Annotated in this window: 23 protein-coding genes and 1 tRNA gene; 11 read left to right on the forward strand and 13 right to left on the reverse strand. The window is 68.1% G+C overall.

What is annotated here, in order from left to right:
• The first annotated feature begins 78 nt into the window (after nt 1-78).
• Nucleotides 79-531, forward strand: a complete 453-nt coding sequence (locus MU449_RS02930) for an Hsp20 family protein (RefSeq protein WP_244736524.1) — start codon at nt 79-81, stop codon at nt 529-531.
• A 35-nt stretch (nt 532-566) separates the two neighbouring features.
• On the opposite strand, the gene MU449_RS02935 is transcribed toward MU449_RS02930, so the two are convergent.
• From MU449_RS02935 to ubiA, 4 genes are all read right to left on the reverse strand, one after another.
• Nucleotides 567-1,844: a hemolysin family protein gene (locus MU449_RS02935; RefSeq protein ID WP_244736525.1), complete on the reverse strand. Its 1,278-nt coding sequence runs from the start codon at nt 1,842-1,844 to the stop codon at nt 567-569.
• Between the two features lie 75 nt (nt 1,845-1,919).
• Nucleotides 1,920-2,243, reverse strand: coding sequence for a hypothetical protein (locus MU449_RS02940; protein WP_244736526.1), 324 nt, complete (start codon nt 2,241-2,243; stop codon nt 1,920-1,922).
• 15 nt (nt 2,244-2,258) lie between these two features.
• Complete coding sequence (locus tag MU449_RS02945; protein WP_244736527.1) at nt 2,259-4,352, reverse strand: OmpA family protein; 2,094 nt, start codon at nt 4,350-4,352, stop codon at nt 2,259-2,261.
• Nucleotides 4,353-4,409: 57 nt separating this feature from the next.
• Nucleotides 4,410-5,342, reverse strand: a complete 933-nt coding sequence (gene ubiA / locus MU449_RS02950; RefSeq protein WP_244736528.1) for a 4-hydroxybenzoate octaprenyltransferase — start codon at nt 5,340-5,342, stop codon at nt 4,410-4,412.
• Nucleotides 5,343-5,412: 70 nt separating this feature from the next.
• On the opposite strand from ubiA, the gene MU449_RS02955 reads away from it, so the two are divergent.
• On the forward strand, nt 5,413-6,147 hold the full coding sequence (locus tag MU449_RS02955; RefSeq protein ID WP_244736529.1) for a 16S rRNA (uracil(1498)-N(3))-methyltransferase: 735 nt from the start codon (nt 5,413-5,415) through the stop codon (nt 6,145-6,147).
• Nucleotides 6,148-6,201: 54 nt separating this feature from the next.
• Nucleotides 6,202-7,527: a glutamate--cysteine ligase gene (locus tag MU449_RS02960; protein WP_244736530.1), complete on the forward strand. Its 1,326-nt coding sequence runs from the start codon at nt 6,202-6,204 to the stop codon at nt 7,525-7,527.
• Nucleotides 7,528-7,536: 9 nt separating this feature from the next.
• Here the strand turns inward: MU449_RS02960 and plsY are convergent, their stop codons facing one another.
• The 4 genes from plsY to MU449_RS02980 are packed head-to-tail and all read right to left on the reverse strand — an operon-like array spanning nt 7,537 to nt 11,812.
• Nucleotides 7,537-8,145, reverse strand: a complete 609-nt coding sequence (plsY, locus tag MU449_RS02965; RefSeq protein ID WP_244738943.1) for a glycerol-3-phosphate 1-O-acyltransferase PlsY — start codon at nt 8,143-8,145, stop codon at nt 7,537-7,539.
• Nucleotides 8,132-9,403: a dihydroorotase gene (pyrC, locus tag MU449_RS02970; protein WP_244736531.1), complete on the reverse strand. Its 1,272-nt coding sequence runs from the start codon at nt 9,401-9,403 to the stop codon at nt 8,132-8,134. Before pyrC ends, plsY begins: the two co-directional genes overlap by 14 nt.
• Nucleotide 9,404: 1 nt before the next feature.
• Nucleotides 9,405-10,853 carry a DNA recombination protein RmuC gene (locus tag MU449_RS02975; RefSeq protein WP_244736532.1) on the reverse strand — a complete coding sequence of 483 codons (1,449 nt, stop codon included), beginning with the start codon at nt 10,851-10,853 and terminating at the stop codon, nt 9,405-9,407.
• Entirely contained in the window at nt 10,850-11,812 is a 963-nt protein-coding gene (locus MU449_RS02980; protein ID WP_244736533.1) for an aspartate carbamoyltransferase catalytic subunit, read from the reverse strand. The genes MU449_RS02975 and MU449_RS02980 overlap by 4 nt, the downstream gene beginning before the upstream one ends.
• 99 nt (nt 11,813-11,911) lie before the next feature.
• Here MU449_RS02980 and MU449_RS02985 point away from each other — a divergent pair, with 99 nt between their 5' ends.
• Both MU449_RS02985 and MU449_RS02990 read left to right on the forward strand, forming a co-directional pair.
• Nucleotides 11,912-12,685 (forward strand): uracil-DNA glycosylase, encoded by a 774-nt coding sequence (locus tag MU449_RS02985; RefSeq protein WP_244736534.1) that lies wholly within the window; start codon nt 11,912-11,914, stop codon nt 12,683-12,685.
• Complete coding sequence (locus tag MU449_RS02990; RefSeq protein WP_244736535.1) at nt 12,682-13,203, forward strand: molybdenum cofactor synthesis domain-containing protein; 522 nt, start codon at nt 12,682-12,684, stop codon at nt 13,201-13,203. Before MU449_RS02985 ends, MU449_RS02990 begins: the two co-directional genes overlap by 4 nt.
• Nucleotides 13,204-13,212: 9 nt before the next feature.
• On the opposite strand, the gene MU449_RS02995 is transcribed toward MU449_RS02990, so the two are convergent.
• Nucleotides 13,213-14,013, reverse strand: a complete 801-nt coding sequence (locus MU449_RS02995; protein ID WP_244736536.1) for a protein-disulfide reductase DsbD domain-containing protein — start codon at nt 14,011-14,013, stop codon at nt 13,213-13,215.
• A 108-nt stretch (nt 14,014-14,121) separates the two neighbouring features.
• Between MU449_RS02995 and MU449_RS03000 the strand changes: the two genes are divergently transcribed.
• Entirely contained in the window at nt 14,122-14,679 is a 558-nt protein-coding gene (locus MU449_RS03000; protein WP_244738944.1) for a YqgE/AlgH family protein, read from the forward strand.
• On the opposite strand, the gene ade is transcribed toward MU449_RS03000, so the two are convergent.
• Entirely contained in the window at nt 14,665-16,368 is a 1,704-nt protein-coding gene (gene ade / locus MU449_RS03005) for an adenine deaminase (RefSeq protein ID WP_244736537.1), read from the reverse strand. The two genes, MU449_RS03000 and ade, sit on opposite strands and share 15 nt — an antisense overlap.
• Before the next feature lie 62 nt (nt 16,369-16,430).
• On the opposite strand from ade, the gene MU449_RS03010 reads away from it, so the two are divergent.
• Entirely contained in the window at nt 16,431-17,366 is a 936-nt protein-coding gene (locus MU449_RS03010) for a DMT family transporter (RefSeq protein WP_244736538.1), read from the forward strand.
• Nucleotides 17,367-17,406: 40 nt separating this feature from the next.
• Here MU449_RS03010 and MU449_RS03015 read toward each other — a convergent pair.
• Nucleotides 17,407-17,482: transfer RNA gene (locus tag MU449_RS03015), tRNA-Ala, on the reverse strand.
• 110 nt (nt 17,483-17,592) lie between these two features.
• Complete coding sequence (locus MU449_RS03020) at nt 17,593-17,925, reverse strand: TIGR02300 family protein (RefSeq protein ID WP_244736539.1); 333 nt, start codon at nt 17,923-17,925, stop codon at nt 17,593-17,595.
• A gap of 146 nt (nt 17,926-18,071) precedes the next feature.
• On the opposite strand from MU449_RS03020, the gene MU449_RS03025 reads away from it, so the two are divergent.
• The 4 genes from MU449_RS03025 to MU449_RS03040 are packed head-to-tail and all read left to right on the forward strand — an operon-like array spanning nt 18,072 to nt 21,083.
• A complete protein-coding gene (locus MU449_RS03025) occupies nt 18,072-18,752 on the forward strand; it encodes a M48 family metallopeptidase (RefSeq protein ID WP_244738945.1) in 681 nt (226 codons plus the stop codon).
• 20 nt (nt 18,753-18,772) lie between these two features.
• Entirely contained in the window at nt 18,773-19,423 is a 651-nt protein-coding gene (locus tag MU449_RS03030) for a GntR family transcriptional regulator (protein WP_244738947.1), read from the forward strand.
• Nucleotides 19,420-20,115 carry a purine-nucleoside phosphorylase gene (gene deoD, locus MU449_RS03035; protein ID WP_244736540.1) on the forward strand — a complete coding sequence of 232 codons (696 nt, stop codon included), beginning with the start codon at nt 19,420-19,422 and terminating at the stop codon, nt 20,113-20,115. The genes MU449_RS03030 and deoD overlap by 4 nt, the downstream gene beginning before the upstream one ends.
• Nucleotides 20,115-21,083, forward strand: coding sequence for an aldo/keto reductase (locus tag MU449_RS03040; protein ID WP_244736541.1), 969 nt, complete (start codon nt 20,115-20,117; stop codon nt 21,081-21,083). The genes deoD and MU449_RS03040 overlap by 1 nt, the downstream gene beginning before the upstream one ends.
• 230 nt (nt 21,084-21,313) lie before the next feature.
• Here the strand turns inward: MU449_RS03040 and MU449_RS03045 are convergent, their stop codons facing one another.
• Nucleotides 21,314-22,825: a YifB family Mg chelatase-like AAA ATPase gene (locus tag MU449_RS03045; protein WP_244736542.1), complete on the reverse strand. Its 1,512-nt coding sequence runs from the start codon at nt 22,823-22,825 to the stop codon at nt 21,314-21,316.
• Nucleotides 22,826-22,908 lie beyond the last annotated feature (83 nt).

Here is a 22,908-nt window from a genome sequence, read left to right on the forward strand (position 1 = left end):
GTTCGGGTCGGCGCATTCGAACCGCCCCGCCGGACCCATCCGGGGGGCCACCCACATCGCTTGAACAAGGATGACACCATGCGTGGTTATGACTTCGCCCCCCTGTATCGGGCCACGGTCGGCTTTGATCGCATCACCGACCTGATGGACCGTGCGCTGAGCGCCGACGTGGCGCAGCCCAGCTATCCCCCCTACAACATCGAAAAGACGGCCGAGAACGCGTATCGCATTTCCCTCGCCGTGGCCGGGTTCACCCCCGACGATCTGTCGGTGGAGGTGAAGGACAACGCGCTGCACATCTCCGCCCGCCGCAAGGATGAGGACGGGGACCGCGCGTTCCTGCATCGCGGCATCGCCACCCGCGCCTTCGACCGCCGTTTTGCGTTGGCCGATCATGTCCGCGTTTCGGGGGCCACCCATGAACACGGGATGCTGCATATCGACCTGGTGCGCGAGATGCCGGAGGCGCTGAAGCCCCGCCGGATCGAGATCGCGTCCAGCCGCCCGGCGCTGGAAAGCCAGGTGCAGTAATCGAAAACCCCCCGGTCCTGCGACCGGGGGGTTTTTCAGTCTTCCGCGACGCGGGCGATAAGGATCTTGTCGATGCGCCGGTCGTCCAGATCCACCACTTCGAACCGCCAGCCTTCGCGTGTGAAGCAATCGCCCTGCGCGGGCATCCGGCGCAGCTGGTTCAGCATCAGGCCCGCCACCGTCTCGTAATCCCCGGCCAGATCCTGCGGAATCTTCAGCATCTCGCAAAACTCGTCGACCGGCATCCAGCCCGACACGAGATAGGACCCGTCCTCGCGTTCGGTGATGGCGGGTTCATCGGCAATGTCTTCCCGGAACACGCCGGTGATCGCCTCAAGGATGTCCCCGGTGGTGATGATCCCCTCGAAGCTGCCATATTCGTCATAGACCAGCGCCATGTGGTTGGGCGAGGCGCGCAGGATCTCGATCACGTTCAGCGCATCCGCCGCGTCCGAGATCACGGGAACCTCACGCAGCAGGGCGCCGACGTTCAGCGTCTCGCCCCGCGACAGGGCGGCGAAGGCGTCGGTCACATAAAGGACGCCGACATATTCGTCCGTCTCGCGCCGCCGCACGGGCAGGCGGGCGCGGCGCGAGGTGCGGATGACCTCCAGCACCTCCTCGGACGCCGCCTCAAGATCGACGGAGATCACGTCGCGCCGCTGGGTCATCAACTGCGAGGCGGCCCGGTCGGCCAGACGCATGACCCCGGTCAGCATGTGCCGTTCGCCCGTCTCGATCACCCCGTCCACATGCGCCTCGGCCAGGATGGTGCGGACCTCTTCCTCGGTCACGCGGTTCTTTTCCTCGGATTCCACGCGCAGCAGCTTCAGGACGGTGCGGCCCGACAAATCGAGGACGAACACGACCGGGGCCGCCACCCGCGACAGGATGTTCATGGCAGGGGCCACCTTGGCCGCCACCGCCTCGGGGTTTTTCAGCGCGATCTGCTTGGGAACCAGTTCCCCCACGATCAGCGAAAGATAGGTCAGCAGCACCACCACCGCGCCCACGCCCAGCGTGTCGGCGGCGGGCACGCCCTGTTCGCCCAGAAACCGCGCGAACCGCGCGCCCAGCGTCGCGCCGGAAAACGCGCCCGACAGAACCCCCACCAGCGTGATGCCGATCTGCACGGTGGACAGGAACCGCCCTGGATCGGCGGCCAGCCGCATGGCCGTTTCGGCCCCCGTGCTGCCGCCTTCGGCCATGCCGCGCAGGCGGGCGGGGCGGGCGGACACGACGGCCAGTTCCGACATGGCCAAGGCGCCGTTGATGACGATCAGGGCGGCAACGATCAGGATTTCAAGATACACGGGGTGGGAAAGCCTATGGGGGATGACCCGGAAAGAGTAGGGCCGATGCCGCCCCCCGTCGAGGGGAATCCGCCGTCAGGCCTGAAGGCGCTCGATCTCGGTCTGCATCGCCTCGACCTCGGCCCGCGATTCGCCCAAGGCTTCCATGACGGCGCGGAACTCCGCCTCGGCCTGACCGACCTGGGCCATCAGTTCGCGTTCCCGCTCCTGGGCATAGACGATGGCCTGATCGCGGGTTTCCTCGGCGTCGTGCAGGGCCTGCGCCAGCCGGTCCACCTCATCGATGCGGCCGTTCTCGATGGGCGACAGGCGGGTCATGAGCCAGCGGGCGAACCACCCCAGGGCGAAGGCCACGAAAAGAATGGCCGTCGTGGAAAGGATCAGGGTGGATCGGTCCAAGGGGCGCCTCGTGCGTCAGTTGTCGTCCTCGGGCCTGCGTTCGGGCCGGTCGGTCTGTTCTGTTGGCGCGAAAGAGGGTTCGGCGTCAACCGATTCCGCGTCCGAAGCCTCCCCGTCCGCCGGCGTGTCGTCGAACTCGGTGGCGGTGGGGTCGCCATCGCCCGACCCGTCCACCAGTTCGGCGGGGATGCTCAGCAACTCCTCCTCCGGCAGGACAAGACCCGTCACGCCCGCCACGGCGGCGGCGGCGCCGCGCGGCTCTTGGGGCATGGGTTCGGGCGGCAGGGGCGCGGCGTTGGGGTCGGGGGCCACATCGGTCAGGTGGAACTCGATCCGCCGGTTCGCCTCGCGTCCGTCCTCGGTCGCGTTGTCGGCAATGGGGTCCGCCTCGCCATAGCCGACGGCCGTCAGGCGCTCGGCGGGCACGCGGCGGCCCTGCAGGGCGACCATCACCGCCTCGGCCCGCGCTTGGCTCAGGGCCTGATTGCCCGCGTCGCTGCCCTGACTGTCGGTATAGCCGCGCACCTCGAAGCTGAGATTGCTGCAATCCAGAAGCGTCTGGGTCAGGGCGTCGAGCGTGGGATAGGCCGCGCCCTCGATTTCCGCCGATCCGGGGGCGAAGCTGATCTTCTGGCGGGCCATCGCGCTGGCGATCCGGTCCAGACACACCTCGGGCAGAGGCAGCGCGGCATAAGGGTCGAGATCCTCGTCATAGGTGGCGTTCACCTCGAACCCCGCCATGTCGCCCAGTTCCTGCGTCAGAAGGCGGGTGATCTCGCCTTCCGCCGCGCGCGATCCGGTGATGCCCGCGATGTCCAGCCGGTCGGGGGTGACGGTCAGGGTGCCGTGCTCCAGAAGCGCCAGTCCCTGAAGGCCCGCCAGCACGCGTTTGGTCCAGCCGGACGGCACGTCGGCCTTCACCGCCGGCTCTCCTGTCACGACATCCGCGCCGAATTGCGCGCGGGCGAAGGACAGCACGGCTTCCTGCCCCAGCGCGTCGCGGACGGGGCCGTCGATCCGCGCCTCGCCCGTGGGTGTGACCTCGGCGGTGAAGCGGTCCGCCATCTCGGCCACCGCTTCGGGCGCGGGCGGCAGGGTGGAGGTGAGCGAGAAACCCGCCGGAAGGGCGCGGGTCAGATCGGCCACCACGGTGTCGAAGGCGGCGCGGTCCATTCCCGGTTGGCCGGTCAGCAGGATGTCGGCATCCGACATCTGCAGATCGCCCTGCGGCAGACGGGCAAGCGCGGCCAGCCCCGCCACCGCCGCATCCCCCCATTGGGCCGACGGCGCGCCCAGCCCGATCGTGCAGGCCGCATCTCCCAGACCCAGCGGCTCGGCCGCGGCCAGGATCGTGTCGCGCTGGCTTTCGTCCGTGGCGGAACAGACCTGCAGGGTGCTGGCCTTCTCGCCCTTTTCCACATGCAGCGCGAAGGGGGTCAGCACCGGGCGCGGGGCGGCGATGTCGATGTCGATGGTGATGGCGTCCGAGGCCAGCGCGGCCAGCCGCGTCTCGAACTGGGCCTTCTGCTGGGCGTCGTCGGCAATCGCCTCCACCCGCACGTGATCCGGCCCGACCGAGATCTTGGAACGGGGGAGAAGCTTCAACGCCTCGATACCAAAGTTCATCGCCGCGTTCCACGTGTCGGGCGCGGCGTGATCGGCGGTTTCCAGCATGTCCGACACCTGCACGCCGCCGCCGACCAGCGCGGCCGTGTCGGCCAGCATCGCCTCGGACGATTTGGGGATCAGGCCGATCAGGGACACGCCCTCGTCGTTGCGCAGCATCTCCATCAGGAAGGGGGGTGCCTCCACCGCGCGGGTGGGCAGGACCGACATCTCATCGCGGATGCGCGCGCTGTCGACCACGCCGCCCGCGACCGACACGGCGCGAAAGCGCGTCGCCTCATCCGGGGCCGTGCCGGTCAGGTGGACGTTCAGCCCGTCGGCGCGCGCTTGGGCGAAGGTCAGCCCCTCTTCGGCCAGCCGTTCGGTGACGGCGGTCTGCGACCGGTCGCCCAGAATGTTCGCCGCAACCGTCGCCCCCCCGGCGGCCAGACCCGCGGCCCCCAGAAAGAAGGCGGGAATGATCACTTTGCGGGATATGGGCATCGACGGACTCCTTTGGGCGCGGGGGGAAGGTTTACGCCCCGCCCGTTCGCCCTTCAATTACACCAGGGCGGCACCGGCGAGAAACAGCGCAGCGACCAATCCCGCATCACGATTGGATCGAAAAAGCGTGAGGCAGGTGTGTGGGTCGTCGATATCCAGCCGCGTCATCTGCCAGACCATGTGCGCGGCGAAGGCCGCCGCCGCCAGAAGCCCCGCAGCCAACGCCGCCCCCGTCAGCGCCAGCAGCGCCGCCACGGCCATCAACCCCGACGACAGGATCAGGAACGCCACGAGCCACAGGGGCGAGGCCGCCCCGAACAGGCGCGCGGTGGATTTCACCCCGATCAGGGCGTCATCCTCGGTGTCCTGATGGGCATAGATCGTGTCGTAGAACAGCGTCCAGACAAGGCCCGAGGCGTAAAGCGCCAGCGTCCCCCAGCCCAGCGGCGTTCCATGCGCGGCCCAGGCCAGCAGGATGCCCCAGTTGAAGGCGATGCCCAGAAACACCTGCGGCCACCAGGTGAACCGTTTGGCGAAGGGATAGACCGCGACGGGGATCAGCGCCGCCAGCCCCAAAAGGATCGCCGTGCCGCCCAGCGTCAGAAGGATCGCCCCGGCGATGGCGGTCTGCACCACCATCCAGACCGCCGCCTGTTTCGGCGTGACCTGACCCGAGGGCAGGGGGCGCGAGCGGGTGCGCGCCACGGCGGCGTCGAAATCGCGGTCGGTCAGGTCGTTCCAGGTGCAGCCCGCCCCCCGCATCAGGAAGGCCCCCGCCGCGCAGGCGACCGCGATCCACAGGTCGAACAGGCGCAGCCCGTCGATGCCCGCCGCCATGGCCAAGCCCCACCAGCACGGGATCAGCAGCAGCCACGTGCCCGCCGGGCGGTCGGCCCGCGACAGGCGCAGATAGGGGCGCCAGCGGGCGGGGGCGTTGCGATCCACCCAGTTGCCCATCACGGCGTCGGCCACCTGTCCGCTGTTCGTCATGCTCGTCTCCCGCAGTTCGCCCATGGTCTAGGCTATGGCGCGCGCCGCGCCAAGGCGTTAGCAAGGGGGCATGAGCGAGCCAAAGATCCGATTGCATGTCCTGGCCCCCCTGCAGGAGGGGGCCGAAATCGACCTGACCGCCGATCAGGCCCATTACCTGTTCGGGGTGATGCGTCAGCCGGTCGGCGCGGCGATTCTGCTGTTCAACGGGCGCGACGGCGAATGGCGCGCGGTGGTGACCCGTGCGGGCAAGCGGGGCGGCACCCTGCGGGCCGAGGCGCGGACCCGGCCCCTTCAGACCCCGCCCGACCTGTGGCTTCTGTTCGCGCCCATCAAGAAGGCCCGCACCGATTTCATCGTCGAAAAGGCGGCCGAGATGGGGGCCGCGCGGATCGTGCCGGTGCAGACCCGGTTCACCAACGCCGACCGCATCCGGCAGGACCGGCTTCAGGCCCATGCGGTGGAGGCGGCGGAGCAATGCGGCGGCACCTTCGTGCCCGAGGTGGCGGACCTGACCCCGCTGGACCGGCTGCTGGACGGGTGGGACGACCGCCGGATCCTGTGGGCGGATGAGACGCTGACCCCGGACCCTGCGGGGCTGCGGGCAGCGGGGGCCGGGCCGTGGGCCATCCTGATCGGGCCGGAGGGCGGTTTCTCGGACGCCGAACGCACACGATTGCGTGGGATGGCGCAGGTCGTGCCGGTGGGTCTTGGCCCACGAATCCTGCGCGCCGACACGGCGGCGGTGGCGGCGATGACCCTTTGGCAGATGGCATTGGGCGATTGGCGGGCCGCGGGGGCTTGACTTGCCCCCTCCGAAGCGACAGGTCAGTCACTCCATGATGTGATCGAGGCCCAGATGTCCATTCCCCAGCAGGGCGGCGGCCCGATCGAAGATTTCTCCCAACTCGCCGCCTTGATGGAGACGGGCTGCAAGCCCGCCGACCGTTGGCGCATCGGCACCGAGCATGAGAAGTTCGGCATCACCCCCGACCAGCGCCCGCTGCCCTATGACACGATCCGCGACCTGATGGAGGCGCTGACCCGCTTCGGCTGGAACCGGGTGGAGGAGGGCGGCAAGCTGATCGGCCTGAACCGCAACGGGGCCAGCATCTCGCTCGAACCCGGCGGGCAGTTCGAACTGTCGGGCGCGCCGCTGGCAACCCTGCACGAGACGCAGGCCGAGATCGACACGCATCTGGCCGAATTGGCCGAGGTGCAGGGCGACAGCCGGTTTCTTGGCATCGGGGCCGCGCCCATCTGGCGGCACGAGGATATGCCGGTCATGCCCAAGGGCCGCTATCGCCTGATGACCGATTACATGGGCCGCGTGGGCACGCATGGCACGCAGATGATGTATCGGACCGCCACGGTCCAGGTGAACCTCGATTTCGCGTCCGAGGCGGACATGGTGAAGAAGCTGCGCGTCGGATTGGCGTTGCAGCCGGTGGCGACGGCGCTGTTCGCGTCCTCGCCCTTCTTCGACGGCGCGCTGAACGGGCATAAAAGCTGGCGGTCGCGCATTTGGCGCGGTCTCGACGATTCGCGCACCGGCATGATCCCCTTCGCGTTCGAAGACGGGATGGGCTTTCAGCGCTATGTCGATTGGGTGCTCGATGTGCCGATGTATTTCGTCTATCGCGACGGGCGGTATATCGACGCGCTGGGCCAGTCGTTCCGCGACTTCCTGAAAGGCGAACTGCCCGCCCTGCCGGGGGAGAAGCCCACCCTGTCGGACTGGGCCGACCACATGACGACGGTGTTCCCCGAGGCGCGGGTGAAAACCTATATCGAGATGCGGGGCGCCGATTGTGGCCCGCTGGACCGGATGACCGCGCTGCCCGCCTTCTGGGTTGGGCTGATGTATGACGGGGCCGCGCTGGATGCGGCCTGGGATCTGGTGAAGCATTTCGACGCCGCCACGCGCGAGGGGCTGCGGGTTGCAGCCTCCGTCTCGGCCCTGCAGGGGGAGGCGGGGGGCGTGCGCCTGCACGATCTGGCGCGCGAGGCGCTGCGCCTGTCCATCGGCGGCCTTGCCGCGCGGGGCTTGGGGGAGGAGGCGTTCCTTGCGCCTTTGGAGGATAGCATCGCCACGGGCCGCGTTCCGGCGGACGATCTGATCGCCGCCTATCGCGGGGAATGGGACGGCGATCTGACCCGCGTCTACGCCGCCACGGTTCTGTAGGTCGGGGCGTTACCTCTTCGCGCCGATCTTCGGTTCGGTGCCGGCGCGCAGGCGGGCGATGTTGGTGTGGTGGCGCAAAACGACCAGCGCCGCCAGCAGGACCGCCAGCGCGATCATGTGCACCTCTCCGATCACCACCATCCAGACCGGCGCCATCGCCGCCGCGACCAATGCGGCGAGCGAGGAGATGCGGAACAGCATCGCCATCACCAGCCACGTCCCGCAGCACAAAAGCCCCACCGGCCAGCACAGCGCCAGAAACGTGCCAAGGAAGGTCGCGACCCCCTTGCCGCCGCGAAAGCCCAGCCACACGGGATAAAGGTGGCCGAGGAACGCCGCGAAGGCCGCCACCTGCGCCGCATCCGGCCCGATGACCGCGCGCACGATCAGCACCGCGATCCCGCCTTTGGCGGCATCAAGGATCAACGTTGCGGCGGCGGCGGGTTTGTTGCCCGTCCGCAGCACGTTCGTGGCCCCGATATTGCCCGACCCGATCTTGCGCAGATCGCCCAGGCCGAAGGCGCGGGTGATGACGATGCCGAACGGCACCGACCCCAGAAGATAGCCGAAAACGGCCGCCGCGATCAGCAGCGACAGGGCGGTTTCAAAGATCGGCATCATAGACCTTTCGTCCGGCGACGAAGGTGGCCAGAACCCGCCCCTCCATCCGTTGCCCGTCGAAGGGCGTGTTCTTGGATTTCGACCGCAGGGCGAACCGGTCCAGCACGAAGGGCGCGTCGGGATCGAACAGCACCAGATCGGCGGGGCTGTCCACGGCCAGCCGCCCCTGCGGCAACCCCAGACGGCGCGCGGGGTTCAGCGCCATCGCCCGGAACAGCTCCGGCAGGGTCAGCGCGCCCGCGTGGTAAAGGCGCATCGCCGCCGGCAGCAAGGTCTCCAGCCCCACCGCGCCCGCCGCCGCATCCTCGAACGGCAGGCGTTTGGATTCCTCGTCCTGCGGCATGTGATGCGATCCGATGATGTCGATCAGGCCCGACGCCACCGCCGCGATCAACGCCGTGCGGTCATCCTCGGACCGCAGGGGCGGGGTCAGCTTGAAGAAGGTGCGGTAATCGCCGACGTCCAACTCGTTCAGCGTCAGGTGGTGGATCGACACGCCCGCCGTCACGTCCAACCCGTTGGCTTTGGCGCGTTCCAGTGCGGGCAGGGCGCGGGCGGTGGTGATCTGATCGGCGTGATAGCGCGCGCCCGTCATCTCCACCAGCGCCATGTCGCGGTCGAACCCCATGCGTTCGGCCATCGGATGCACGTCGGGCAGGCCGCGCAGCGACGCGAACTTGCCCTTCGTCGCCACCGCGCCCCTGGACAGGCCCGGTTCCTGCGGATGGCCGATCACCAGCGCGCCAAGGCTGCGGGCATAGGTCAGCGCGCGGTTCAGAACCTTCGTGTCGGTGCAGACCGCCTCGGCATCGGTGAAGGCGACGGCGCCCGCGTCCAGCAGAAAGCCGATCTCGGTCATCTCGCGCCCTGCGCGGCCCTTGGTCAAAGCGGCCATGTGGCGGACACGCACGGGCGAGGCTTCGGCCGCGCGTCGCGTCACGAATTCCAGCAGTTCCGGCGTGTCGATCACGGGGGCGGTGTCGGGGCGGGCGATCAGGGTGGTGACCCCGCCCTTGGCCGCCGCCATGCCCGCGCTGCGAAAGCTTTCCTTGTGGCGCGCGCCGGGTTCCCCGATATGCACGCCCATGTCGATCAGGCCGGGGGCCAGGCATTTGCCGCCGCAGTCCATCACCTCCGCCCCGTCGGGGGCAGAGGCGTTGCGGGCAACGATCATCCCACCCTCAAGGGTGAGCGATCCGATCGCGTCGGTCATCCCCTCGGGGTCGATCAGGCGGGCGTTGGTCAGGTGAATCATGTCATTGCGCCGCATCGTTGGTAAGTGCCGGTTGATCGTCATGGTCGAAATCGGTGCGGAAGGTCTTTTGGGTCCGCGCGCCCAAGGTCTTCATCGTCTCCAACTGCGACAGGACGTTGCCGCGCCCCGAGGACAGTTTGCCCATCGCGTCGTTGTAAGACGATTGCGCCGCGCCAAGATTGCGGCCGACCTTTTCCATGTCGTCCACGAACCCGGCGACCTTTTCGTAAAGCCGCCCCGCGCGGTCGGCGATCGCCTCGGCGTTGCGGTTGCGGCGTTCGACCGTCCAGACATTGGCGATGGTCCGCAGCGCCATCATCAGGGTGGTGGGGGTGGCGATGGTCACCGATTTCTCGAACGCCATGGTCGTCAGGTCGCCCACCTCGCGCAGCGCCTCGGACAGCGCCCCTTCGATCGGGATGAACATGACGACGTAATCGACCGACCCGTCCACCATGCGGGTGTAATCCTTGTCGGCCAGCGTGGTGATGTGGTTGCGCAGGGCGCGGACATGCCGGGTGCGGGCCAGCGCGGCCTCGGCCTCGTCCTCGGCGTTGATGCAGGTCTCGTAATCGACAAGGCTCACCTTGCTGTCGATCACCAGCCGTTTGCCGTCGGGCATGTGCACGATCACGTCGGGGCGAAAGCGCGCGCCCTCGTGGTCGGTGTGGGACTGCTGGATATGGTATTCCTCGCCCTTGCGCAGGCCCGACCGTTCCAGAAGGGATTCGAGGATCATCTCCCCCCACGCACCCTGCCGCTGCTTGTCGCCCTTCAGCGCGCGGGTCAGGTTCACCGCCTCGCGGCTGACCTGTTCGGAGCGGCGGGTCAGGGTTTCGATCTCGGTCTTCAGGGCCGCGCGGTCCTTCAGCGCGCCGTCATGGACGTTGCGCAGTTCGGTCTGGAAATGTTCGACATGCTGCTTCAGGGGGGCCAGGGCCGCCTCCAGCCGCTTGCCGCTTTCCTCGCCGTTCAGGCGCAGGCTGTCGGTGGCCAGCTGCTTGAAGCGCGCCTCCATATCCTCGCGCACGGCGGACAGAAGCTCGATCTTTTCCTGCGCGGCGATGCGTTCCCGCTCCAATAGGGTGTTCAGATGCGACAGTTCCACCTGTGCCGCGTGATGCTGGCTGCGGGTCGTCTCGAATGCCTCAAGCGTGGCGCGGTGGCGGGCGTCGATGTCGGTGGCGCGGCGGTCGGCGGCGCGGGATTCGCTTTCCAGCGTGGCGACGCGGGCGGTCAGGGTGCCGTTATCCTCGCGCAGGGTGCCGACATGGCGGCGCTCCTCGGTCAGGTTGGCGGCGATCTCGTCCTTGGCGCGCGTCAGGCCCGCGTGATCGGCCTGCAGCCGCGCCAGATCCTGCGCGGGACGCGGGTCGGGGCGACGCAGGACCCAGCCGATGATCAGGCCAGCCAGCGCGGCGGCGGCCGCCAGAAGAAGCGGTTCGTTCATGCCATCACCCCCGAGGCCTTCGCCCCGCGTTCGGCGCGCAGATTGCGGGCCAGAAGGTCCATGCAGGCCATGCGCACGGCCACGCCCATCTCCACCTGCTCCTGAATGACGCTGCGGTTGATGTCGTCGGCGATGGTGCCGTCGATCTCCACCCCGCGGTTCATCGGGCCGGGATGCATGACGATGGCGTCGTCCTTGGCGAAGGACAGCTTTTCCGCATCCAGCCCGTAGCGGTGGTAGTATTCGCGTTCGGACGGAATGAAGCCCCCGTCCATGCGCTCTTTCTGCAGGCGGAGCATCATCACCACATCCGCGCCGTCCAGCCCGGCGCGCATGTCGTCGAACACCTCGATCCCGAATTCCGACACGCCCGAGGGCATGAGCGTGGGCGGCCCCACCAACCGGACGGTGTTGGTCATCTTGCCCAGAAGCAGCATGTTCGACCGGGCCACGCGGCTGTGCTGGATATCGCCGCAGATGGCCACGGTCAGGCCGTTGATCCGGCCCTTGGCGCGGCGGATGGTCAGCGCGTCCAGAAGCGCCTGCGTGGGGTGTTCGTGCCGCCCGTCGCCCGCGTTCAGGACCGCGCAGTTCACCTTTTCCGCCAGCAGGTTCACCGCCCCGCTGGACCCGTGCCGCACCACCAGAAGATCGGGGTGCATCGCGTTCAGCGTCAGCGCCGTGTCGATCAGCGTCTCGCCCTTTTTCACCGAGGATTGGGCGACGGACATGTTCATCACGTCGGCCCCCAGCCGCTTGCCCGCCAGTTCGAAGCTGGCCTGGGTGCGGGTGGAGTTTTCAAAGAACATGTTGATCTGGGTCATGCCCGCCAGCGTGTTCGACCGTTTCACCGTGCGGCGCGACATCTCGACATATTGGTCGGCCAGATCCAGAACGGCCAGAATCTCGTCCGGGGCGAGGTGTTCGATCCCCAGCAGGTGGCGGGCGCGAAAACTCATCGGGGGACTCCTGTCCGGGGGTGTCGGGGCGCTTATAGGAACCCGGCGGCGATGCGACAAGCCTTGTTCCCGCAGGCCCGTGGTTCTAGTGTCGCGGCCATGGAACGGGATGCGTGCGATCTGGACTTCGAGACGGCGGCGGCGATGCTGGCCTGGCAGGTCGATCTGGGCGTGCTGGACGTGGTGGGCGACGCGCCGCTGAACCGGTATGAGCTGGAGGCCGTGGCCCCCAAACCCACCCCGGTCGCCGCCCCGCCGGTGGTGGTGGAGGCCCCCGACCCGGTGGCCGAGGCCCGCGCGATGGCCGCCGCCGCCCCCGATCTTGAGACGCTGGCAGAGGTCGTGGCCGATTATCCGCATTGCGAGCTGAAACGCGGCGCGCGCAACACCGTCTTCTGCGACGGGCGGGCCGGGGCGCGCGTGATGATCGTGGGCGAGGCGCCGGGCCGGGACGAGGATATGCAAGGCCGTCCCTTCGTGGGCCGTGCGGGTCAGATGCTGGACCGGATGCTGGCGGCGATCGGTCTTGCCCGCGACAATCCCGACATCACCCGCGCGGTCTATATCACCAATGTCATGCCGTGGCGTCCGCCGCAGAACCGCGACCCTACGAAAGAGGAGGTGGCGATGATGCGGCCCTTCCTGTCGCGCCATATCGAACTGGCGGCCCCCGATCTTCTGATCGTGCTGGGCAACACCTCGGCGCAGGCGGTTCTGGGCAAGACCGGCATCACCCGTCTGCGGGGCACATGGCATGAGGGATTCGGCCTTCCGGTTCGCCCGATGCTGCATCCCGCCTATCTTCTGCGCAATCCGGCCGCCAAGCGCGAGGCTTGGGCCGACCTTCTGGACATACAGGCGAGACTGACATGAACGACACCCCCTTCCGCCCGCTGCGCATCGCGATCCTGTCCATCTCGGACACCCGGACGCTGGAGACGGACAAATCCGGCAAGGTTCTGGCCGAACTGATCGAGGGCGCGGGCCATATCGTCCACGACCGCGTCATGAGCCGCGACGACCGCGCGGGCATCGCGGACCGCCTGCGCGCCTGGGCCGACGATCCGGCGGTTGAGGTGGTCCTGTCCACCGGCGGCACCGGCCTGACGGGCCGCGACGTGACGGTGGAGGCGCATCGCGACGTTTATGAAAAGGAGATCGAGGCTTTTGCGTCGGTCTTTGCCATGGTGTCGATGCGCACGGTGGGCACCTCGGCCATCCAGTCCCGCGCGACGGGGGGGATCGCCAACGGCACCTATATGTTCGCCCTGCCGGGAAGTTCGGGCGCGGTGCGCGATGCGTGGACGGAGATCCTCGTCCACCAGTTCGATGCGACGAACGGCCCCTGCAATCTGGTGGAAATCCTGCCCCGCCTGACCGAAGGGCGCTGACCCCAAGCGTCAGTTCGACGGGCAGCCCCGCGTTTCCACGCTGTGCCCGTCGCCCAGAACGCTGACGGTCAGGGAGGAACGATCAAGCGCGAAGGGCGCGTTCGTCGGGCCGACCATGTCGGCGGTGGCGGTCAGGGTGCTGCCCTGGCGGGTGGTCCGCGTCTCCGACACCCAGATGGCGGGGTTGGCGGGTTCGATCACCACAAGCTCCGTCCCGCCCTGCGCGGGCAGGGTCATCCGCGCGGTGATGGCCAGACCGTCGTCGATGGGGGTGACCGTGCAGGTCAGATTAGCCAGCCGCGCCTCGCGCGCGGTGGCGGGACGGTGGGCGAGGGCGGTCTGGATGCGGGCGTCCGGCGCGCCCTGTCCCGACAGATCGGCCCGTAGGTCCACCGTGGCGGGAATGCAGACATCGCGGCACACGCCCATGTCCAGTTCCGCGTTCAGGCGGATCGGGCGCGCGGGGTCCTGTGGCACCACCTCCACCGGCAGGATCAGTTCGTCGTGATAGCCGATGGTGCGCATCCCGTTCGTGCGAAAGATCGACGGGGTGGGCCAATGCAGCCGCACGGATTTCACGTTCTGCGATCCAGACCAGTCGAAATCGGGGGGGATGCCCGCATCGCCCGGGCTGCGCCAATAGGTTTTCCACCCCTGCGCCAGCGACAGGCGTACCGCCACCATCCGCGCGCCGTCCGGTTCCTGCCATCCCGGCAGGATCTCGCCCGCCACGGGCGGGGGGGCGGCAAGGGCGGGCGCCGCCACAAGGGACGCCAGAAGGAACGGGGCGATAAGGGCACGGATCAGCATGGGCCGGACCATGACGCCGAAGCCCCCGAAATAGAAATCACGTTTGGGCGAAGCGGCCTCCCTTGCAGGGGCGGGTTGCGCGAATACATCAAGGGCATGAGTGATGAGTTGACCCTTGCCGGCGCGGTTCTGATTGCGATGCCCCATATGGGCGATGACCGGTTCGACCATTCCGTCGTCCTGATCTGCGCCCATTCCGACGACGGGTCCATGGGCATCATCGTGAACAAACCCGCCGAGGATCTGGCATTCGGCGACCTGCTGGAACAGCTGGAAATCCCCCTTTCCCCCGAGGGGCGCGACATCCGCGTGCATCTGGGCGGCCCCGTCGAACGCGGGCGGGGCTTCGTGCTGCATTCGGGCGATTACGAGGCCGAAGGGCCGACGCTGGAGATCGAGGGCGGGTTCAAGATGACCGCCACGATCGACATCCTTCAGGCCATGGCGCGGGGGCAGGGGCCGGACCGGGCGCTTCTGGCCCTGGGCTATGCCGGGTGGGGGCCGGGACAGCTGGAGGAGGAGATCGCCCGCAACGACTGGCTGATGCTGCCCGCCGCCTCGGCCGATCTGATCTTCGCGCCCGAGGACGGGCGGAAATGGGCGCAGCATCTGGACGCGCTGGGCGTCGATCCCTTGCTGCTGTCGCCGCAATCAGGACGGGCCTAGCAGCCGGAAGGCGTCCACGTCCACCAGCCCGTGATCGGTGATCTTCAGATGCGGAATCACCGGCAGGCACAGGAAGGCCAGCTGCAAAAACGGCTCGTCCAGCACCACGCCCAGCGATCTGGCCGCACGGCGCAGGTCGATCAGGCGGTCGCGCACGATCTCGAACGGCTCAAGGCTCATTAGCCCGCCAAGGGGGAGGGGCAGGTCGGCCAGAACCTCGCCATTCGCCACGACGGCAAAGCCGCCCTCGATCCGCGACAGGTGGTTCACGGCCAGCGCCATGTCGTCGTAATCCGCCCCCACCACGGCGATGTTGTGGTGATCGTGGCAGACGGTGGAGGCGATGGCCCCTCGTGTCAGGCCGAACCCCTGCACGACGCCCGTGGCGATGTTGCCGTTGTGCCCGTGCCGTTCCACCACCGCGATGCGGATCAGGTCGCGGGCCGGATCGGGGCGGCGGTCGCCGTGATGGTCGGGAATGTCGGCGCGGCGGTGATCGGTCAGAATCTGGCCCGGACGGATGCCGATGACGGAGAGGGTGTCCGAGGTGGAGGAATGACGGAAATCCTCGGCCCGCACATGCGGGGCCTTGACGGAATGGCGGGCGACGGCGGGAAGGCCCTCGCGCGCGGCGAAGGCGGCCTCGTCCGCGACGACCCCGCCCGCGATCACCATATGCGCGCGGCAGCTTTCCAGCGTGTCGATCACCGCGATGTCGGCCCGGCGGCCCGGTGCGATCATGCCGCGGTCCTTCAGGCCGAACGCCTCGGCCGCCGAAAGGGTGGCCGCACGGTAAACGGCCAGCGGCGGACATCCGGCGGCGATCAGGCTGCGGATCATATGGTCGATATGGCCGTGTTCGGCGATGTCCAGCGGGTTCCGGTCGTCGGTGCACAGCGCGATATAGGGCGAGGTGCGTTCAGTCAGCACCCCCGCCAGCGCCATCATGTCACGCGAAACCGACCCCTCGCGGATCAGGATGCGCATGCCTTTACGCAGCTTCTCCAGCGCCTCTTCTTCCGTCGTCGCCTCATGCTCGGTGCGGATGCCGGCGGAAAGATAGCCGTTCAGGTCGCGCCCCGACAGAAGCGGGGCATGGCCGTCGATATGGCGACCCTGAAACGCCTCCAGTTTCGCAATGCAGTCGGGATCGGCGTGCAGCACGCCGGGGAAATTCATGAACTCGGCCAGCCCGATCACGCGGGGGTGGTCGGCATAGGGGGCGAGGTCCGCCGCCATCAGCGCCGCCCCCGCGGTTTCCATATGGGTGGAGGGCACGCAGGAGGATAGGTTCACCCGCAGATCCATCACCAGCCGGTCGGCCGCCCCAAGGAAGTAGTCGAACGCCGCCGCCCCGCAGACATTCGCCAATTCATGCGGGTCGCAGATCGCCGTGGTGATGCCGCGCGGGGTCACGCAGCGGTCGAATTCGAACGGGGTGACCAGCGACGATTCGATGTGCAGATGCGTGTCGATGAAGCCGGGCACCAGAATGCGCCCCGTGCAGTCGATCTCCCGCACGCCGTCATAGGTGTCGAACACGCCGACGATGGTGTCGCCGCAGATGGCGACATCGCCCGCCACCAGATCGCCGGTCATCAGATCGAAGATCCGGCCCCCCTTCAGGACCAGATCGGCGGGGGTGGTGCCGCGCCCTTGCGCGATGCGGTTCTGGATCGTCATGCTCATGCTCCTCTTGCACCTTGGGGGGAAACGATGTGGAGTGGCGGGGCACAAGACGAAAGATCGCCATGCCCCCCGTTCCAGCCCGCCCCATGCGCGGGATCGCCCTGAAGGTCTGTTCGGTTCTGCTTTTCATCGTAATGGCGTCGATCATCAAGGCTACTTCGGACGAGGTGCCGCCGGGGCAGGCCGTGTTCTTCCGGTCGGCCTTCGCCATTCCGGTCATACTGGTCTGGCTGGCGATGCGGCACGAACTGCGCACCGGGTTGAAGGCGCAGAATCTGATGGGCCATGTCTGGCGCGGCCTTGCGGGCACGATGGCGATGGGCTTCGGCTTTGCCGCGCTGGCCTATCTGCCGCTGCCCGAGGCGACGGCGCTCAGCTATGCCGCGCCCCTGCTGACGGTGATCTTCGCCGCGATGTTTCTGGGCGAGGATGTGCGCGCCTTTCGCATGACGGCGGTGATGATCGGGCTGGTGGGGGTGATGATCGTTCTGGCCCCCAACATGACCGTGGGGCCGGGGGCGATGGACGATGCGGCGGCCCTGGGCGCGATGCTGGCGCTGACGGGGGCGGTGTTTGGGGCGCTGGCGGCGGTGTTCATCCGCAAGATGGTCGCGATCGAGACGACGTCGTCCATCGTCTTCTATTTCTCGCTGACTTCCACCGTGCTGTCCTTGGCCACGATCCCCTATGGCTGGGTGTGGCCGGGATGGGGGTTCACGGCATTGCTGATCGTGGCGGGGCTGTTGGGCGGGACGGCGCAGATTTTCATGACGCAGGCGTTCCGCGAGGCAGACGCTTCGCTCATCGCGCCGTTCGACTATGCCTCGATGCTGTTCGCCCTGATCATCGGCTATGTCGTGTTTTCCGAGGTGCCGACCATGACCATGCTGGGCGGGGCCGCGCTGATCATCGCGTCGGGCTGCCTGATCATCTGGCGCGAGCGGCGGTTGGGGCTGGAGCGCAACCAGCCGCGCAAGGCGATGACGCCGCAGGGCTGAACGAACAAAGGCCGCCCCGAGGGACGGCCTTTTGTTATTTTGGTGGAGCCAGGCGGGATCGAACCGCCGACCTCTTGAATGCCATTCAAGCGCTCTCCCAACTGAGCTATGACCCCACCGGAGTGCGTCCCGTTTCCGTGTTGGTCCCGGTCTGCTCGGGCCTTCTATGAGAGGTGCGGGCAGGGTGCAAGAGGAAAAATCGCACCTCGCCCGAACCTTTTTCATATCAGCTTTCGTCTTCGTCGCCCGCCACGTCGGCCAGTTCGTCCAGCGAGACGTTGTCGTCGCTGTCATCTTCCAGCAGATCGTCGTCGATCTCCGATTCGTTGGTCGAATCGTCGTCCAGCAGGTCGTCGCCGTCCAGCTCTTCGGTCAGGTTGGTGTCTTCCTTTTCCGCGCTGACGCGCGAAATCACGGCCGAGGCCGCTTTGCGCCGGGCGCTTTCGATATCCACGATCTCGCCCGTGTAGGGGCTGACGATGGGCGTGCGGTTCAGGTCATAGAAGCGTTTGCCGGTGGTGGGGCAAAGCCGCTTCGTGCCCCATTCCTCTTTGGGCATGTCATATCCTTCAAGGGCTGGCTGGTGCGAAAGGTCGCCGTCGCTTGCCACAGCGCGACGCAAGTGTCAAAGGCTTTCGGACCCAAGGGAATTGGGGGTTACGGGCGGGAATTGCAAGGATAGTCTGGGCCGTGATGGATATGACCCTGCCGCTTCATGTTCCGGGATTGCCGGATGTGCCGCTGATCCTGCGCCGTTCGGCGCGGGCGCGGCGATTTTCGCTGCGTGTGTCGCGGTTGGACGGGCGGGTGACGCTGTCGGTGCCCGCGCGCGCCAAGGTGGCCGAGGCGTTGGCCTTTGCCGGCCGTCATGCCGACTGGCTGCGCGGGGTGATGGACGATCTGCCCGCCGGGCAGCCGGTCACTTGGGGCACCGCCCTGCCGGTGGAGGGGCGGGCGCGGATCGTGACCTCCGCCACAGGGCGGGTGCGGGTGGAGGGGGACGCGCTCTGCGTGCCCGGACCCGCGCCGGGGCCGCGGGTTCAGGGTTGGCTGCGGGGTCTGGCGCGCGACCGTCTGGCCACCGCCTGCGACCGCCATGCGGCCACCATCGGCCTGCGCTACACCCGGCTGACGCTGCGCGACACGCGCAGCCGCTGGGGAAGCTGCACGGCGGATGGGGCGTTGATGTTCTCGTGGCGGCTGATCCTCGCCCCGCCCGAGGTGCTGGATTACGTGGCGGCGCATGAGGTGGCGCATCTGGACCAGATGAATCATTCGCCCGCCTTCTGGGCGGTGGTGGCGCGGCTGTGCCCCGATTACGCCCCCCGACGCGCCTGGCTGCGCGGCCCGGGGGGGGAGGGGCTGCACGCCTGGCGCTTCGCATGATCCCGCCCGTTCCGCCTGCCATGTCGATCCTGCCCAACACGCCCGCCGCGCATGAACGGGTGTATCGCACGCTGCGCACCTCCATCATGCATGGCGAGATGGCCCCCGGTCAGGCGCTGACCCTGCGCGGCATCGGCAAGGAGCATGGTGTCTCCATGACCCCCGCGCGCGAGGCGGTGCGGCGGCTGGTGGCCGAGGGGGCGCTGACGCTCTCCTCCTCCGGCCGGGTGGCGACACCCGCCCTGTCGCCCGACCGGATCGAGGAACTGGCCGCGATCCGCGCGCTTCTGGAACCGGAGCTGGCGTCCCGCGCGTTGCCCCGCGCGCATTTCGCGCTGATCGACCGGCTGGCCGCGATCAACACCGCCAATGCCGAAGCGGTGGCCAAGGGCAATGCCGTTGCCTATATCCGCACGAATCTGGAGTTTCACCGCACCCTTTATTTGCGCGCGCAGGCCCCGGCGATGCTGGCGTTGACGGAAACGGTATGGCTGCAACTGGGACCGACGATGCGCGCGCTCTATTCCCGCCTGCGCCGGAACGAGCCGCCGCAGCACCACCGCCTGATTCTGGCGGCGTTGCGGGCGGGGGACGAGCCGGGATTGCGCCTGGCCATCCGCACCGACGTGACGCAAGGTCTGCGCCACCTTGCCGGATGGGAGCGGACATGACCTATCACATCGACCCGGATGCCGAGATTGCCGAGACGGTCTTGCTGCCCGGCGATCCCTTGCGCGCGAAATGGGTGGCGGAGACGTTTCTGGAGGGCGCCGTTCAGGTGAACGGCATTCGCGGCATGTTGGGGTTCACCGGCGGGTGGCGGGGGCATCGCGTGACGGTGCAGGGCACGGGGATGGGGATGCCGTCCCTGTCGATCTATGCCAACGAACTGATCCGGGCGGGGGCGAAGACGCTGATCCGCATTGGCAGCGCGGGCGGGATGCAGCCGGAGGTGAAGGTCCGCGATCTGGTTCTGGCGATGTCGGCCTGCCATGCGGGCTGGCCCTCGGCGACGATCTTCCGCGAGTTGTCTTTTGCACCCACCGCAGATTTCGGCCTGCTGCGCCGCGCGGCCGGTTTGGCGCCCGAGGCGCATGTGGGGCAGATCTATTCCTCCGACACCTTCTACGACGAACGCCCCGACTTGGGCGAACAGATGCGCCGCCACGGCGTTCTGGCGGTGGAGATGGAGGCGGCGGAGCTTTACGCCCTAGCCGCCCGGCACAAGGCGCGGGCGCTGGCGGTGCTGACGGTGTCGGACCATCTTCTGACAGGCGAAAGCCTTGATCCCGAGGCCCGCGAACGCAGTTTCCCCCGGATGGTTGAGGTCGCCTTGGGGGCGGCCTTTGGAAAGGACGACTGATGCGGACACGGCGGTTGGGGGCGAACGGCCCGGATGTGGGGGCCATCGGCCTTGGCGCGATGAGCTTTGGCGGCATGTTCGGCGCCACGGACGAGGCGACGTCGCGCGCCTGTCTTGATGCGGCGGTGGCGGCGGGGATCGACCTGATCGACACGGCCAACGTCTATGGCATGGGCGTGTCCGAGCAGATCATCGGCGACTGGGGCGGGGCCGCCCGCATCGCCACCAAATGCGGCATCGTCAGCGGCCCGCCCCGCAGCGTGGACAACACCGAACCCTATATCCGCACCTGTCTTGAGGAATCGCTGCGCCGGCTGAAGCGCGATCACGTCGATCTCTATTACATCCACCGCCGCGATCCCGGCGTGCCGGTGGAGGAGGTGGCGGGCACCATGTCCCGTCTGATCGAGGACGGCAAGATCGGCGGCTGGGGCCTGTCCGAGGTGTCGCCCACCACCCTGCGCCGCGCCCATGCCGAATGTCCGGTGACGGCGGTGCAAAGCGAATATTCGCTGTGGACCCGCCAGCCGGAACTGGGCCTCTTGCAGGCGACGGCCGATCTCGGTGTGGCCTTTGTCGCCTTTTCCCCCCTGGGGCGCGGCATGTTCGGCGATGTGCCGCTGCGGCGTGAGGATTTCCGGTCGGGCGTGGATTTCCGTCACACCAACCCGCGCTTCACCGGCGCGGATTTTGCCGAGAATCTGGCCCGCATCGCGCCGTTCCGCGCCTTCTGCCACGATCGTGGCTGGTCGGTGGCGGCGGTGGCCGTGGCGTGGGTGCTGGGCCGGTGGGACCACGTCATCCCCATTCCGGGCACCCGCACCGCCGACCATCTACGCCAATGGGCAAAGGTGCCCGACCTGACGGAGGCCGATCTGGCCGAGATCGACCGCCTTCTGCCCCCCGGTTGGGCGGCGGGGGATCGGTATGGCGATCACCAACTGGCCTTTGTCGAGCGTTATTGCTGAACGCGCAGGCAATCGCGCGGTTCGGCACCTTGGGGTAGATGGATTTCCGCCCCGCAGGCGACGCAGTGAAAGAAGGTCTCGCCTTCCCTTGCCCGCGTCCGATCCTCGCGCCAGCGGCAGTCGCGCGTCAGGGTGCGGCTGCGATGCCACCACCATGACAGGACAAAAAAGGCGATAAGCCCGAGGATGAGGAATATCGGCATCCCCATGATCTGGGGCGTGCCGGGCCCTCAGGCAAGCGCCTTCTGGCCCGCGATGCGATAGCCGACGGCTTCGGCCACATGCGGCTGGCGGACGTCGGCGCTGCCGTCCAGATCGGCGATGGTGCGGGCCACGCGCAGGATGCGGTGATACCCGCGCGCGGACAGGCCGAAACGGTCGGCCACCCGGGCCAGCAGCGCCTGACCCTGTGCGTCGGGGGTGGCGATCTCCTCCAGCAGGGCGCCTTCGGCCTCGGCATTGGTGCGGGCGTGGGTTTCCTCGAGCCGCGCCGTCTGGACCGCGCGCGCCGCCGCCACGCGTTCGGCGATGGTGGCGGACGTTTCGCCCGTGGCCTCCCCCCCCAGATCGGACCACGGCACCGAAGGCACGTCCAGCCGCATGTCGAACCGATCCATCAGGGGGCCGGAGATGCGGCCCATGTAATCCTCGCCGCAGGCGGGGGCGCGCGAACAGGCGCGGGCCGCATCGGCCAGATGCCCGCAGCGGCAGGGATTGGCCGCCGCCACCAACAGGAACCGGCAGGGATAGCGGATATGGGCATTGGCGCGGGCGACCATGATCTCCCCCGTCTCGATCGGCTGACGCAGGGTTTCCAGCACCTGTCGGGGAAATTCGGGCAGCTCGTCCAGAAACAGGACACCGTTATGGGCAAGGCTCAGCTCTCCCGGTTTCGCGCCGCGCCCGCCGCCGGTGATGGCCGGGACCGACGCGGTGTGATGAGGCGCGCGGAACGGCCGGTCGCGGCGCAATCCCCCGTCCAGCAGCCCTGCCACCGAATGGATGGTGGAGGTTTCCAGCGCCTCCATCGGTGACAAGGGCGGCAAGATGCCGGGCAGGCGCGCCGCCAGCATGGACTTGCCCGAACCGGGTGCCCCCACCATCAACAGGTGATGCCGCCCCGCCGCCGCGATCTCCAGCGCGCGCTTGGCCCGTTCCTGCCCCTTCACATCGCGAAAATCGCGGGCGGTGGGGGCGGGGGCGATGTGCAGCGCCTCGGCCGGGGCGAGGGGGGATTGCCCTGTCAGGTGGCGCAGGACATGGGTCAGCGTGGGCGCGGCCAGAACCTGCGTGGCACCGACCCAGGCCGCCTCGGCCCCGCAGGCCTCCGGGCAGATCAGGGCGCGATCGCCTTCGGCGGCGGTCATCGCGGCGGGCAGGGCCCCCGCCACGGGCATCAGCCGACCGTCCAGCGACAATTCCCCCAAGGATACGGTGCGCGCCACGTCATCCCCCGGCACGATGTCCATCGCCGTCAGCAGGGCCAGCGCGATGGGCAGATCGAAATGCGATCCTTCCTTCGGCAGATGCGCCGGGGCCAGATTGATGGCGATCCGGCGCGAGGGAAGGGCGATGGACATGGTGTCCAGCGCGGCGCGAATGCGTTCCTTCGCCTCGCTCACGGCCTTGTCGGGCAGGCCCACGATGGAAAACGCCGGAAGACCGGGGGAGAGGGCGCATTGCACCTCCACCAGCCGGGCCTCCACCCCTTCAAAGGCGACGGTATAGGCGCGGGCAACCATGGCAAACTCCGGGCAAGGTCCGTCCGGCATACGAAAATGTTGGTTTAAGAAAGGTTAACGCGCGCCCGCCGGTTCGGGGCCAG

This window comes from Falsirhodobacter halotolerans, assembly GCF_022899245.1.
GTDB classification, from domain to species: Bacteria; Pseudomonadota; Alphaproteobacteria; order Rhodobacterales; family Rhodobacteraceae; genus Falsirhodobacter; species Falsirhodobacter halotolerans.

What these genes read in the sequence shown, in the direction of transcription:
- MU449_RS02955 (WP_244736529.1), top strand. Translation starts at nt 5,413, where the DNA reads ATGAGCGAGCCAAAGATCCGATTGCATGTCCTGGCCCCCCTGCAGGAG.
- pyrC (WP_244736531.1), bottom strand. Translation starts at nt 9,403, where the DNA reads ATGATTCACCTGACCAACGCCCGCCTGATCGACCCCGAGGGGATGACC.
- ubiA (WP_244736528.1), bottom strand. Translation starts at nt 5,342, where the DNA reads ATGACGAACAGCGGACAGGTGGCCGACGCCGTGATGGGCAACTGGGTG.
- MU449_RS02960 (WP_244736530.1), top strand. Translation starts at nt 6,202, where the DNA reads ATGTCCATTCCCCAGCAGGGCGGCGGCCCGATCGAAGATTTCTCCCAA.
- plsY (WP_244738943.1), bottom strand. Translation starts at nt 8,145, where the DNA reads ATGCCGATCTTTGAAACCGCCCTGTCGCTGCTGATCGCGGCGGCCGTT.
- MU449_RS03010 (WP_244736538.1), top strand. Translation starts at nt 16,431, where the DNA reads ATGCCCCCCGTTCCAGCCCGCCCCATGCGCGGGATCGCCCTGAAGGTC.
- MU449_RS03045 (WP_244736542.1), bottom strand. Translation starts at nt 22,825, where the DNA reads ATGGTTGCCCGCGCCTATACCGTCGCCTTTGAAGGGGTGGAGGCCCGG.
- MU449_RS02980 (WP_244736533.1), bottom strand. Translation starts at nt 11,812, where the DNA reads ATGAGTTTTCGCGCCCGCCACCTGCTGGGGATCGAACACCTCGCCCCG.
- MU449_RS03030 (WP_244738947.1), top strand. Translation starts at nt 18,773, where the DNA reads ATGTCGATCCTGCCCAACACGCCCGCCGCGCATGAACGGGTGTATCGC.
- MU449_RS03020 (WP_244736539.1), bottom strand. Translation starts at nt 17,925, where the DNA reads ATGCCCAAAGAGGAATGGGGCACGAAGCGGCTTTGCCCCACCACCGGC.
- MU449_RS02985 (WP_244736534.1), top strand. Translation starts at nt 11,912, where the DNA reads ATGGAACGGGATGCGTGCGATCTGGACTTCGAGACGGCGGCGGCGATG.
- MU449_RS02945 (WP_244736527.1), bottom strand. Translation starts at nt 4,352, where the DNA reads ATGCCCATATCCCGCAAAGTGATCATTCCCGCCTTCTTTCTGGGGGCC.
- deoD (WP_244736540.1), top strand. Translation starts at nt 19,420, where the DNA reads ATGACCTATCACATCGACCCGGATGCCGAGATTGCCGAGACGGTCTTG.
- MU449_RS02990 (WP_244736535.1), top strand. Translation starts at nt 12,682, where the DNA reads ATGAACGACACCCCCTTCCGCCCGCTGCGCATCGCGATCCTGTCCATC.
- MU449_RS02995 (WP_244736536.1), bottom strand. Translation starts at nt 14,013, where the DNA reads ATGCTGATCCGTGCCCTTATCGCCCCGTTCCTTCTGGCGTCCCTTGTG.
- ade (WP_244736537.1), bottom strand. Translation starts at nt 16,368, where the DNA reads ATGAGCATGACGATCCAGAACCGCATCGCGCAAGGGCGCGGCACCACC.
- MU449_RS03040 (WP_244736541.1), top strand. Translation starts at nt 20,115, where the DNA reads ATGCGGACACGGCGGTTGGGGGCGAACGGCCCGGATGTGGGGGCCATC.
- MU449_RS02930 (WP_244736524.1), top strand. Translation starts at nt 79, where the DNA reads ATGCGTGGTTATGACTTCGCCCCCCTGTATCGGGCCACGGTCGGCTTT.
- MU449_RS02975 (WP_244736532.1), bottom strand. Translation starts at nt 10,853, where the DNA reads ATGAACGAACCGCTTCTTCTGGCGGCCGCCGCCGCGCTGGCTGGCCTG.